Below are 12,809 nucleotides of genomic sequence, written 5' to 3' on the forward strand. Positions count from 1 at the left end.
CGCTGGCGCGCCGCACCAGTGGCTCAGTCCTCTTCGCGCGACGGCGTCGACTTGCCGAGCGCCTCTTTCAGCCGTGCTGAGAGTTTTGGATAGTGACGCACCGCCAGCACGGCACGGTCACGCAGCGCCTGGGGTTGTCCGCGCCAGCTCAAGGCGGCACCAAGATCGACCAGCGGCGTACGCTGCGGTCCGAACCGCCGCTTGTAGCTGTAATTGCCGACCGAGAACTCGAACTCGCGCACGCCGTCTTTGTGCAGCGCCTCGATGGTGCGATCGATGATCAGCCGACCCGGCGAGCACATCGACCACTTCTCGCCCGCATTGCTGATGCGGATCATGATGTAGCGCGAGCCGGTGCGGATACCGAGCAGCGTCGCCACCACCTCGTCGCGCGTCGTGAGCGCAGTCATCAGCGCATAGCCGCGGCCAGCGCCCTCGCGCACGAGGTCGCGATAGAAGGCGGTGGTGTCCGCATTGTCGAGCACGTAATTGAGCCCAAGGCCCAGCAGCCGATCGCCCTGCTGCGCCTCCGTGACCGAAAGAAGCTGCAATGCCGCGTCGGTGTCGGCAGCGAATCTGAAGGCCGCGGACGGTTCACGCGTGAACACGCGCCAGCTCCGTTCCAGCTCCTTGCGGACCTTGCGGTCCAGCTCGTAGCGCCAGGCGTTGTGGTCGTCGCCGATGGTCAGCAGATTGCCATTGACGAGCGACGGCCCGACGCCATCGAGCAACGCCAGCGGATTGGATCGCGCCGCGAGCCTGACCGGCATCTTGCGAAAACGAATGAGGTCGGCACCGCCCTGCACCTTGCGGAGCGCCGCCTTCAGGTCGCGCCAGAACTGCCTGGCGGCGACGTCGTCGCGAGGGGCGGCCGGGCCGAGCAACGGCGCGTTGAAATCGGTGAGGTTCAGATCGGCGAATTCGATGATGCGGAGGCTGGCGTGGCGGTGACGGATCAGCGGCAGCAGCGCGGCGCGCTCGCCGGTCGCAGCATCGCTGACGATGGCGATCAGCGGCTCGACGCCGTCGGTCGTGGCAAAGGCCCGGTACCACGACGTGTACCATTGCGGATGCTGGAACGCGGTGAGCGGATCGAATGCCCCCCAACGGGCGGCGGCCTGCGCCCAATCGTCAACCAGCTCGACGCGATAGCCGACCGCATAGGAGGAGACCCGCGCCCCGGATTTCTCAACCGCTGTCGTCAATACTGTCATTCCAGCACCTGCTTCCGGCGCAACGTTGTTACGCCGCTTCCAACGCCGCCTTGGGCAGGTCGACGATCTTGCCGAGATCGCTCTCGTCGAGACGGAAATCGATCGTGCGCCGCACCGCGCGTTCGCGCTTCACCCATTTACCGTCGCGCAGCAGCTTCTGCATCACCTGCTTGGCGAAGAAAGTGGGACCGCGGATGCTGCGGCTGCGCGGCGCGTAGCCGAAGCGGTGACGCAGCATGCCGTTGGCGAGGTGCAGGATCTGGGCACGGCGGATGTCGTCGTTGACATAGGAGATCGTCATCGAGATGTTGACGGTGTCGAGATTCTCGACGCGGTGCAGCGCATTGAGCGGCCAGTTCAGCATCTGGCCGGGTTCGAGATCGATCACCTGCGCGTGCCAGTCGTACCAGGGCTCATAGGGGATATCGACCTCGACATCGAACAACGCGATGTTCTCCAGATGCTCGGGCCGGATGAACGGCTGCGTGTTGGGATAGATATAAACCCGCTTGCGGCCGGCGATCTGCACCAGGCCCTGCCCCGGCAGATCGGCGTGGTAATAGACCTGCGCGTCGGGCGACGAAATCAGGATGCCGGCCTGATGCGTCGGCGCGTCGAAACCCGGGACCTTGGCGGCGATCTCGCCGAACATCCGCTCGATCATGTCGCGGTAGCGATGATCGACCGCGGTGACGTTGCGCAGGTTCAGCCACAGGCCGCCGCGCGAGATCGCCTCGATCACCTGCTGGCCGCGCAGCCTGCCGATCTCGCCCTCGCGCCAGACGCGGCTCGATCCCCTGGCGCCGGTCTTGACCAGGCTGTAATGCTCGCGCGGATAGTGCTCGATCAATTTCGCCAGATCGTCCATCGAGAACGCCGGCTGCTTGTGCATGGTGTGCTCGAGCCGGATCGGCTGATGGCTCCAGAGCTTGGAATGGTTGTCATCCCAGTTCGTGAAGATCTTGCCCGTCGTCATGGTCGCACTCCTGGCTGCTGCACCGTTTCGCTTCATCCGATGTCCCGTTCCGGGACGCGCCGGCAGCTCTTGAGCGGGAATTGGCAAGAAGGATGCCGTCGCGTATGTCCGCGCGGTTACCCGAAGCTAATGTCTCGCCGATATGGCTAACCGCGATTTTTCCGGAGCCGGCCGCCAAGGCCGACAGCACTGAATGGCCGAAAAACCCCGATATCGCGCGCTGTTTCTCGGCGCCGGACCGCAGATGCACTGCGGCGTCGGGCAATTCACCCGCCTGCTGCAGCAGACGATCGAGAAGATCGAGCCCGGCGCTAGCACGGCGTTAACCCTGACCCAGACCGACGGCAGGATCGCCGAGACCTGGCGCGCGGTCGGCAGCGCCGACAGCGTGGTCTGCAACTTCCCGATCGTGGCCTGGAAGCGGGTGATCCTGCGGCCGCTGCTCGCGCTGCTGTTCGCCCGGCTGCGCCGCCGCAAAGTTGTCCTGATCCAGCACGAATGGGCCGGCCTCAACGGGATCCGGCGGCTGACCTATATCCCGGCATTGTGGCTCGCCAATACCATCGTGATGTTCTCGCCGCTGGTGCGCCGCGAGCTCGCCGACGATCCGATCATGCGCGGCATGGTGCGGAAATGCGTGCTGGCGCCGCTGCCGCCGAACATCGCAGCGCCGGCGGACACCGCGGATTCGACCCTGCTGCAGCGGCTGGTCGCGGCACGCGGCGACGGCCAGCTCGTCATCGGGCATTTCGGCTCGATCTATCCCGGCAAGCAGCCCAACGGGCTGCTCGAGATCGGCGCGATCCTGAAGCAGCGGGGCTTACGGCCGCTGATCGTCTATGTCGGCTCCTTCATCCGCGGCGTCGAAAATATCGAGCAGAAATTCCACGTCCGCGTTGCCGAACTGGGCCTGAAGAGCGACGTCATCGTCTCCGGCTACGTCGCTTCCGATCTCGAGGTGTTCGGCCTGCTCAGTGAGATCGACGTGTTCTGCTACTCGCTAGCCGAGGGCCTGAGCGCGCGGCGGTCGAGCATTCTGGCCTGCGTGCAGTCCGGCCGGCCGCTGATCGTCACCGGCCCGGCGCTGCCGGACGAGTTCGATCACCATCCGCGCTTCAGGGAGCTGATCGACCGCGGCGCGATCCTTTTGGTGCCGCGCGACGCCAACAGCGCGGCCTATGCCGACCAGATCGTCGCGGCGCTGAATCGACCGACCGCGCAGGTGCCGTTCGATTTCGAGGGCTGGTGGACGGACGTCGCGAACGCAATCCGGGCGCAGCTTTAGGCCCGCATCCGGAACCGGGCAAGATAGTGCAGCCCGAACACCGCGATCAGGAACGTCACCCAGATCGTATCGGCGCGATCCAGAAAGAAGCTCTCCATCGACGACAGATAGAGGCCGAACAGCCAGATGCGCAGGAACAGCATCGTCAGCGGCGCATCATTGCCGCCGAGATCCGCGGCCTGGAAGTCGCGCAGCGGCTTGATGACAACGGCCGCGATCAGCAGCACGAGACCCGGCAGGCCGGTTCCGAGCGCGGTGTCCAGATAGCCATTGTGGCTGTGCGAGGCGTAGCCCGCCCACTCCTTGCCTTCCTGCAGGTTCTGGATCGCGTTGCTGCCCCAGAACGCTTCGAAGCCATAGCCAGTCCATAGCCGCTGGTGCAGCGAATCGAGCGCGAACGCCCAAATGTCGGCACGGCCGGTGAAGGAGGTGTCGAGCGGCATCCGGTCGGCGATCGCAGCCAGCGCATCGCTCATGACAGTGCCGACGCTGAACAGATTGAGCAGCACGAGCGGCGTCAACAGCAGCAGCGCCCGCCCCCAGAGCGAGCGGATCACGGGCAGCAGCGAGGTCAGCATCAGCACTGCGACGCACAGCACGATCGCGCTCTTGCCGGCGGTGAAGAACAGGAAGATCGCGGCCAGCACGGCGACGGCGATGCCCGACAGCCAGCCGCCGGCCCGCATCAGATAGATGCCGAGGAAGATCAGCATCGCCATCATCGCGGCGGCGACGTTCTTGTGGCCGAACGCGCCGCGCCAATTGCCGGCGAGCGCCGGCTCCTGCGGGTCGGTGGCCTGGTGGATCGACAGATTCGGCGCCAGGAAGACGCCGAGATAGCAGGTCACGAGCAGCACCAGCGCGGCGATGCCAAACCAGCGCATCAATTCGCTCTGCGACTTCGGCAGCAGCAGCAACGTCGCCGTCACCACGATGACGAACACCGAGAGCGCCAGCCGGCGCAGCGAGGTGGCCGGATCGAACGACAGCACGACGGTGACGCAGATCCAGCCCGCGAACAGCAGGAAGGCCGGCGTCAGCAGCGACTTCAACGCCGGCAGATTGTCGCGCAGGGTCAGCGCCAGCATCGCGACCATCAGCACGCCGAACAGGCCGTAGAGAAACGCTTCCTTGCCCGAAGTCACCTCGCCGACATAGAAGCCAGAGAGATCGGCGAACGGACGCAGCGAGATCCAGACCAGCAGGAGAATGCCGACGAAGAAAGCGCAGCGCACGATATCCATCACCGGCCGGCGCGCGATGTCGGCGATCAGCGCCCGGCTTTCGGCGGTGGCGGACAAATCGCTCACGACGCGATCTTGGAGGCCGCGTAGGGCTGCGGCTCGATGCCGAGCACCGCAAGCGCGCTGCCGATGGCGACCACCATCGGGTGCATGGCGATCACGGCCTGATGCTCGCGCAGCACGATGCGCGCGAAGCGATACAGCGAGAATGGCACGAGGCCGAACATCTTGGCCTTCACGGCGGCGCGCGACCACACCGTCTCCGCCGCCTTGCGCTCGATATGATAGTTGATCGCACCGATCCGCAAGCCCCGCCGCACGATCCAGCCGAGATTGGTCCGGGTCGAGGGCACGGTCTCGCTGATTGTGGCCTCCGTCACCCAGAAGAAGCGGAAGCCCGCGCGGCGCGCCCGCGCGAAGAAATCGTGGTCGCCGCCGCCGAGGAAGTTGAAGCGCAGGTCGAAGGCAGGACTGCCGAGCCGCTCGAACACCACGCGCCGGATCAGGCAATTGCCGCAGCCATAGATCACCGGGACCGGGCCGCTCGCATGATAGGCCGGCGCGAATGCCGGATGGCGCTTGAGCCCGCCCTTGTGCTTGTCGTCGAAGTCAGGCCACACCGGCCCGCCGATGATGTCGGCGCCGGAGGTCCCGGCCGCCTGCACCATCCGCTCCAGCCAATCCGGCGCGGCGACCTCATCGTCGTCGATCATGAGGAAATTCCTGGCACTCGGGAAGGTCTCGAGCGCGGTCTCGAACGCCGCGTTGATCGCCTGGCAATTGCCCTGCCGGGGCTCGACGATGCAGATGCCGCTGAGACGCCCGGAGTTGAGGAATTCGGCCGCAACCGGCGCGCTTTCGCATCGTGCGCATCGTTCTCGACCACGACGACCGCGAAGCCGCGTTCGGTGCGCTGCGCCGCGACGGATGCCAGCGTCAGCCGCAGGTGCTTCGGCCGGCGGAAGCTCGGAATGCAGATGACGGTTTCGACGGAGCAATCTAGCGCGGGCGAGGCAGTGACCCAGGCGCGTTCCACGGCGGCAAGCTCTGTCGACATCTCGATGCCCTCCTGGCAATCGCGATCCGCAAAGCGCGCATCATCCCGGCACGGATCGGAATGGGACATCGCCGTCCCAAAGTGACCGACACTGGCGGCAATACGGTCGCGGATCGAACGTTACGGCGACCTCATGGCAAAATCCGCTCCAGCCGCGGCGCGCTTCACCGCAACTTCGTCGCAAGGTTAATTTGAAGTCTAATGAAGCAATTTACGCGAGGAGACGGCCGCGCGAGAGCCATGGCTCGCGATCGCGGCTACGCCGTTAGCGAGTCCTTATGGTTAAGGGCCGCCACGCGCTGGCGAGGCGCGCTTCAAGTCTCCGGCTGGCATCCAATTTGCTGATGAACCTATAAATCGTCCCTCGATCCGACCGCGGCAACGATAACAACCATCTGAGGTTCACCTTGAAAGCCCTCGACCTCGTCTCGCTCGGCACCAAGCATGTTCGCAACGCCCTCTCGGAAGAGCTCTATCTGCGTACCGGACGCGACGTCACGCGCCCGGCCGCGATTTTCGCGGAGGTGGTCGAACGCTGCAATTACAAGTGCCGCTATTGCGACTATTGGCGCCGCCCGAACTACCGCGACGAGATGTCGATCGGCGAATGGCAACGGGCGCTCGCGAGCCTGAAGGAATTCATCGGCGCCTATCACGTCGAGTTCGCCGGCGGCGAGCCCTACATCAAGAAGGGCTTTCTCGATCTCTTGCGGTTCTGCCGCGACAACGACATCCATTGGGGCGTCACCACCAACGGCGGCGCCTATCTCAACAAGAAGATCGTCGCGCAAACCGTCGAGGCGCGCCCGTTCAACATCAATATCTCGATCGATTCCACGGACCCCACCATCCACAATTATTCGCGCGGCGTCGAAAACTCCCTGAGCGACATCGTGCAGGGCATCCGCAATGTCGCCGAGCAGCGTCGCGCCGAAGGTCTGGACTTCCCGATCATCATCAAGCCGGTCGTGCACAAGCTCAACTTCCGTCGCCTGCCCGAGATGGTCGACTGGATCCAGCAGATCGGCGCCACCGCGCTGAGCTTCCAGCCGGTCGAGCAGGGCACGCAGGAGGTCGAGGACGAGCTGTGGATCGGCGAGAGCGAGATGGACGATCTCATCAAGGTCCGCGACGAGCTGCTACGCCTGAAGCGCGCGGGCGCGCCGATCCTCAACGGCGAGGCCGTGCTGCGGGCCTGGCCGAACCATTTCCGCCGCGAGAAGGCGCCGAAGGAAGTGATGCCGTGCCGGGTCGGCATGCGGAACTATTTCATCCGCTCCGACGGCCGCCTCGAAGTGTGCTGGTTCTTCAAGCCGATCGGCAACGTCCGGACCCAGACCGCCCGCGAGATCTGGTACAGCGAGGAAGCGCAGGCCCGCCGCAAGGAAACCATCGCCTGCGACAAGCTGTGCCTGTTCACCTGCCTCGCCCAGCGCACGCTGCAGGACAAGCTGAAGATGGGCCTGACGCTGCTGACCAACACCAAGGCAGCCTGACGCCGCAAGAGAGAAACAACAAAGCCCGATCGGTCCAGCGGACGGATCGGGCTCTTGCTTGAGCGGATGAACGCAGCCGGTCAGCCCGCAAACAATTTCCGAAACAGGCTGGCGGATTCCGGAAACTGGCCGTTGTCGATCTGCGTCGGCCACAGGCCATCGACATCGAAATAGGCCGCATAGGCGATGGCGGCCTGATTGGCGGCGAACCAGTCGTGCATCTGCTGCACGAAACTGGCGTTGTCGCCGGAATGGCCGACGCCCCATTCCGGATAGCTCATCAGCTTGCCGTGCTTTGCCGCGAACGCGCGTTGCCATTCCAGGCCGAACGGAGCCTTAAGATAGGAATTGGTCCAGCGCTCGGCCGCGCTACTCTCCGATTTGAAGTCGTAGACGTCGAGGCCGATGAAATCGACGACGTCATCGCCGGGATAGGCTGTAGCGGCCGGCATGTCCTGCGGCCCCCAGCCCGGGCACCAGTCGAACTTGAAGCTGCTTGAATGCCGACGGAAGATTCCCACCACACGGCGGAACGCCTTGACGTAGTCGTCCTCATGCCCCCCGGCGAACCAGCCCATGTTGGAGATGTTCATCTCCCAGCCGAGGCGAATGATCGCCTTCGGATGTGCTGCCGCGATCGCGAGCGCGGCCGCCTCGAACTCGGCGTCGTGCGCGCCGCCGGCGACATCGGCGAGCGGCGTGCCGGTGATGGTGAGCGGCACCGACCAGACCACATTGCGCGCCGGATTGAGCTTCTTCCAAAGCCCCGGCACCCAATCCAGTTTGTGAAAATCCTCCCAGCTGGCCTGACCATAGAAGTCGACGCCGAGCACCGACGAGCGCGGCCGACCGAGCCATGTCTCCCAGGCCTGCAGCACGTGCTCGCGGCCGGTCTCGCCCCAGTTGACGAACGCACCGGCGAAGCGTGCTGAATTCGACCCAAGCCACGACCGGCCTGACGGAGCGGCGCGCGCAGTCGACAGTCCGCTCAGGGCAAGCGCCGCGACGGCGAAGACGTCGCGCCGCGTGAGTCCGCGATCAGTTGGCATGACGTGCTCCGACAAACTCGCGCGCAGCGCGCGTCCCAAAAGCGCACAGCGCCGACAGCGCGGCTGTCTCGAAATGGACTGATGGCGCCGCCTGCGGTCTGACCGCGCCACTCGTCCGCTGGAAATGCCACCAAATCTGCATGCGCACCTGCCTGCGCCGACCTCGTCGGCAATCGAGCCAGTAACACTGCAATATCCGGGCAACGTCGCGATCCAGCGTCAAAATCGCGCAGCCGGACGTTTCCTTCCGATCCGTTAACCGATGCTGCGCGCCGCCATTTACCATTGCTTAACCATCAGCGCCGTCGATGGGGTCATCAAAATCCTCCGGCACCGATCTTGCTGAACTGGGGTTCAGGACAAGTCTGGCGGCCACGATGTTCCGCCCTGAAACGGTGACGCCGGAGAGAGTTACAAGATGAACCCTGTCGCGTTGCTGACCCCGACCTACGGGCGCGATCTGGAAATCTGCACGCTGCTCTGCGAGAGCGTCGATCGCCACGTCACGTCCTTCTCCAGGCATTATCTGCTGGTGCCGGATTGCGATCTGCCGCTGTTCGCGCCGCTCGCCAGCGAGCGCCGCATCATCATCCCCGCTTCCTCGTTCCTGCCCGACTGGCTGCGGCCGCTGCCGCGCATGATTCAGCGCAAGCGCCGGCAGTTCTGGTGGTCGCTGCGCGCCAAGCCGGTGAACGGCTGGCATGTGCAACAGATCCTCAAGATCGCGGCGACGATCGCACTGCCCTATGAGCGGTTCTGCATCCTGGATTCCGACATCGTGTTGTTCCGCGATTTCGATCTCGCGCGCTTCCAGTATCCGAACACGATCCCGCTCCTGAAAATGGCCGACGCCGTCACCGCCGACCAGCCGCGTCATTCGCGCTGGCTCGCGACCAGCCATCAGCTCATCGGCCTGCCGACGCCGCCGTTCCCGGCGCCGGACTTCATCGGGCACATCATCTTCTGGGACAAGCAGACCACCCGCGCGCTCGCCGAGCGGATCGAGGCCGTCTCCGGCATGAGCTGGATCGAGGCGCTGTGCCGGACCCGCGAGTTTTCCGAATATCTGCTGTACGGCTTCTTCGTCGAAAACGATGAGGCGTCTGCGCTGCGTCACTCCGTCGTGCCCAAGACGCAATGCGTCAGCTACTGGGATGATCCGACCCTGAGCAAGGACGAGCTCACACGGCTGCTGCTGCGTGCCAACAGGGACGACGTCGCGTTCTCGATCGCGTCGTTCTCGGGCACGCCGGTCGCGACGATTCGCGAGGTGGTGGCCGAGAGCGACGCCATCCTGGGCTCAATGGCGGCGACACGGCCTGCGGAGCTCGCCGCATCATGCTGATCGGACAGGCCAGCATCAATTTGACCGCCAACGTGCTCTCGGCGCTGCTCGGCCTGTTCAGCGTGTTCATCTTCACGCGGTTGTTCGCGCCGCATGATTATGGCGTCTACCTGCTGGGTGTCGGCTTCGCCTCCGTCATCTCCGTCTTCCTGGTCGGCTGGTTTCGCAACCTGATCCTGAGCGGCCACGGCCGTGACGACGGCACCAATGTCCGCGGGCCGGTGGCGTCGGGCTATCTGATTTGCTGCCTCACCGCGCCGATCGCCTATCTGCTCGCCCGTCTCGTCGGCCTCGATGGGACCGCTGCGCTGGCCGCGGTCGTTCTCGCAATCGCGATCGGCCTGTTCGAGCTGACGCAGGACCTGCTGCGCGCCCGGCTGCAGGCACTCTCGGTGATGAAGGCGACGCTGGTCCGCGCCGGCGCCCTGCTCGGCTTCGGCGCCGTCGTCGCGCTGGTCAGCCCGACCGGCATCCTGCTGCTGCTCGCGGCCGCCGCGGCCTATCTTGTCGCCGTGATCGTGCAGTCGCGCCGCGCATGGCGCGGCACCATCGTGAGTTTCGACCGCACCGACCTGCGATCGCTGGCCCGCACCGGCCTGCCGTTGACCGTCTCGCTCACACTGCTTGCGATCTCGAGCGTGACCGACCGTTTCATGATCGCCAACCTGATCGGCGCGGCCGATGCCGGCAAATATGTCGCGGCGCTCGACCTGGTGCGCCAGACCCTGATGATGCCGGCGATGAGCATGGCCGCGGCGTTCTTCCCTATGGCCGTGCAAATCCAGGCCCGGCAAGGCGACGCCGCGGTCAGGAGCCACCTCGCCGACTGCCTCGAACTGCTCGCCGGCGTCACGCTGCCGGCCTGCCTCGGCTTTGCGCTGATCGCTCCGCATGTCGCCAACATCATCCTCGGCGTCGATTTTCGCGCGATCGCGGGCGAGATCATGCCGATCATCGCGATCGCCGTACTGTTCCAGGTGCTGACGCAGCAATATCTGCATGCGAGCTTCCTGCTGTCAGGACGCAATTCCTTCTATCTGATCAACACCGCCTCGATCATCGCGGCGAATGTGATCCTGTCCTACGCGCTGGTCAGCCTTGACGGCACGGTCGGCGCAGCCTGGGCGCGGCTCGGCGCCGACATCACCGGCTTTGCCTGCGCCCTGATCCTGAGCCGCTCCGCTTTCCGGATTCCAATCCCGCTTGGCCGCCTCGCTTTGATCGTCATCGCCGCACTCGCGATGGCGCTCACCGTCGGCGCGCTGGACCGCGCTCTGCACCTCGCCGATCTGCCCGCCAGCATCGTGCTGATCGGCGCGGGGTTCGCCGTCTACGCCGCGCTCTGCTGGCTGTTCGACATCGCGCGCCTGCGCAGCCGGCTGAAGCAGGGCCTCGCCAAGTTCCGTACCAAATTCGCAAACAGCAATGTCGGGTGAGCCGATGAACAAATCCCTTGCGCTTGCTACACGTCCTGCCTCGCGCGCCGAAATCGCGGCGCCGGTTCCCGCTGAGATCCATCCGGAATCGCTGCTCGCCCTGCCGCCCGGCGAGGCCAAGCAGAGCCTGCTCACGGTTCACAGCATCCTTGAAGCCCGGTTGCCGGCCGGGCCGCTGTCGATCTACGAAGCCGGCGGCGGCTCGACCAGCTATCTGCCGCTCGGCGTGCTGCGCCGTGCGCATGTGACCGTCGTCGACATCGACGCCGATCAGATTCGCAACAACAGCTATGCGCAGGAAGCCGTCCTGGGCGACATCCAGACCTATCGTTTCCCGCCGCAGCGATTCGACCTGATCATCTGCTACAACGTCATCGAGCACATTCCCGACGTGGAGGCCGTGCTGAGCGGATTCTGCGAGGCGCTGAAGCCGAACGGGCTGTTGCTGATCGGCGCGCCGAACCCGAAGTCGCTGTCGGGCATCGTCACGAAGTATTCCCCGCACTGGTTTCACGTCTGGTTCTATCGCACCATCCGCGGCGAGAAGAATGCCGGGCTGCCGGGCGAGGCGCCGTTCCCGACCCATTTCCATCCGCTGGTGACGCTGGCCAATCTCGAAGCGTTCGTGGCCGACCGCGGGCTGCAGGTCATCTACCGGAAGAAATACGAGAGCCCGCGCTATCCCGAGATGCGCCGGCGCAAGCCTGTTCTCGCGGCCGTGATCGACGCGGCGGCGAAGGCGATGAATGCATTGCTGCCGGGCAAGATCGACGTCCGGCACGGCGACTATCACGTGATCTTGCGGAAGCTCGGATCATGAACGCACTGTGGTCAGAAGCCAGGGTCAAGGTCAGCCATCGGCTGGCGATGCATGTGCAGGTCGAGCGTTTCCGCCTGAACAATGCGACGCCGATGGTGACCTTCACCTTTGATGATCTGCCGAAGAGCGCGGCGACGTTCGGCGCCGACATCCTGGAATCCTACGGCGCCCGCGGCACATTCTACGTGTCGGGCGGATTGGTCGGGCTCGACGCGCCGGACTGGAGCAGCGGCAGCGCCGACGATGTCGTCTCGCTACATCGCCGCGGCCACGAGATCGGTTGTCACACCTTCTCGCACCGCCGCGCCTGCGATCTCGACGAGACCTCGCTGGCCGCGGAGATCGCGCGCAACCGCACCTATTTCCATTCGCTCGATCCGACCATGCCGGTCGAGACCTTCGCCTACCCGTTCGGCTACGGCTCCTATGCTCGGAAGCACCAGCTGAAGTCCGAATTTCGCACCTGCCGCAGCATCGTGCCGGGCGTGAACAGCGGCGAGGTCGATCTGCAATTCCTCCGCGCCATGCCGCTGATCGACCGCCAGATGCCGCGCGAGCGGATCGACATGGCGTTCGCCGAGGTGGCAAACATGAACGGTTGGTTAATTTTCTACAGCCACGACGTCGCCGACGTGCCGAGCCTCTACGGCTGCTCGCCTGACCTGATGACTTACGCGCTGGAAGCCGCGGCGCGGCGCAATGTCCCTGTCTTGACGATGGCGGAGGCATTTCGATGCGGCCGCGCTTAAACCCTTTGTTTGCCTTTCTGGTGAATAGTTGGCGAATGAGTATGGTTAATTTTTCGTGTTGCGTTTTTTCCGCGTCGTCTCGTGCGCGTTGCGTGGCCCGAAAGAGTGCTCCTCAGCCGATGCGTGCGGCCATTCAGA

10 protein-coding genes and 1 pseudogene are annotated in these 12,809 nt (G+C 64.8%); 6 read left to right on the top strand and 5 right to left on the bottom strand.

All coding sequences use genetic code 11. The features are described 5' to 3' along the window. Positions 1-23: 23 nt before the first annotated feature. Positions 24-1,205 carry a GNAT family N-acetyltransferase gene (locus tag V5279_RS37285; protein ID WP_338691910.1) on the bottom strand — a complete coding sequence of 394 codons (1,182 nt, stop codon included), beginning with the start codon at positions 1,203-1,205 and terminating at the stop codon, positions 24-26. Between the two features lie 37 nt (positions 1,206-1,242). Continuing rightward, the gene (locus V5279_RS37290; protein WP_338691911.1) at positions 1,243-2,190 is read right to left on the bottom strand and encodes a cupin-like domain-containing protein; all 948 of its coding nucleotides are present in this window, start codon (positions 2,188-2,190) and stop codon (positions 1,243-1,245) included. A gap of 193 nt (positions 2,191-2,383) precedes the next feature. On the opposite strand from V5279_RS37290, the gene V5279_RS37295 reads away from it, so the two are divergent. Continuing rightward, positions 2,384-3,475 (top strand): hypothetical protein, encoded by a 1,092-nt coding sequence (locus tag V5279_RS37295; protein ID WP_338691912.1) that lies wholly within the window; start codon positions 2,384-2,386, stop codon positions 3,473-3,475. Here V5279_RS37295 and V5279_RS37300 read toward each other — a convergent pair. Then, positions 3,472-4,785 (bottom strand): O-antigen ligase, encoded by a 1,314-nt coding sequence (locus V5279_RS37300; RefSeq protein WP_338691913.1) that lies wholly within the window; start codon positions 4,783-4,785, stop codon positions 3,472-3,474. The two genes, V5279_RS37295 and V5279_RS37300, sit on opposite strands and share 4 nt — an antisense overlap. Further along, positions 4,782-5,776: pseudogene (locus tag V5279_RS37305) on the bottom strand (glycosyltransferase family 2 protein). Before V5279_RS37305 ends, V5279_RS37300 begins: the two are co-directional and overlap by 4 nt. 407 nt (positions 5,777-6,183) lie before the next feature. Here V5279_RS37305 and V5279_RS37310 point away from each other — a divergent pair. Further along, positions 6,184-7,272, top strand: a complete 1,089-nt coding sequence (locus V5279_RS37310) for a radical SAM protein (protein ID WP_338691914.1) — start codon at positions 6,184-6,186, stop codon at positions 7,270-7,272. A gap of 80 nt (positions 7,273-7,352) precedes the next feature. Here V5279_RS37310 and V5279_RS37315 read toward each other — a convergent pair whose 3' ends face one another. Then, entirely contained in the window at positions 7,353-8,321 is a 969-nt protein-coding gene (locus tag V5279_RS37315) for a hypothetical protein (RefSeq protein WP_338691915.1), read from the bottom strand. A 418-nt stretch (positions 8,322-8,739) separates the two neighbouring features. Here V5279_RS37315 and V5279_RS37320 point away from each other — a divergent pair, with 418 nt between their 5' ends. The 4 genes from V5279_RS37320 to V5279_RS37335 are packed head-to-tail and all read left to right on the top strand — an operon-like array spanning position 8,740 to position 12,671. Continuing rightward, positions 8,740-9,666 (top strand): DUF6492 family protein, encoded by a 927-nt coding sequence (locus V5279_RS37320; protein WP_338691916.1) that lies wholly within the window; start codon positions 8,740-8,742, stop codon positions 9,664-9,666. After that, complete coding sequence (locus tag V5279_RS37325; protein WP_338691917.1) at positions 9,660-11,102, top strand: lipopolysaccharide biosynthesis protein; 1,443 nt, start codon at positions 9,660-9,662, stop codon at positions 11,100-11,102. Before V5279_RS37320 ends, V5279_RS37325 begins: the two co-directional genes overlap by 7 nt. A gap of 4 nt (positions 11,103-11,106) precedes the next feature. Further along, positions 11,107-11,922 (top strand): class I SAM-dependent methyltransferase, encoded by an 816-nt coding sequence (locus tag V5279_RS37330; RefSeq protein WP_338691918.1) that lies wholly within the window; start codon positions 11,107-11,109, stop codon positions 11,920-11,922. After that, a complete protein-coding gene (locus V5279_RS37335) occupies positions 11,919-12,671 on the top strand; it encodes a polysaccharide deacetylase family protein (protein ID WP_338691919.1) in 753 nt (250 codons plus the stop codon). The genes V5279_RS37330 and V5279_RS37335 overlap by 4 nt, the downstream gene beginning before the upstream one ends. Positions 12,672-12,809: the final 138 nt, after the last annotated feature.

The organism is Bradyrhizobium sp. 26S5, assembly GCF_036923295.1.
In the GTDB taxonomy this organism is placed as follows: domain Bacteria; phylum Pseudomonadota; class Alphaproteobacteria; order Rhizobiales; family Xanthobacteraceae; genus Bradyrhizobium; species Bradyrhizobium septentrionale.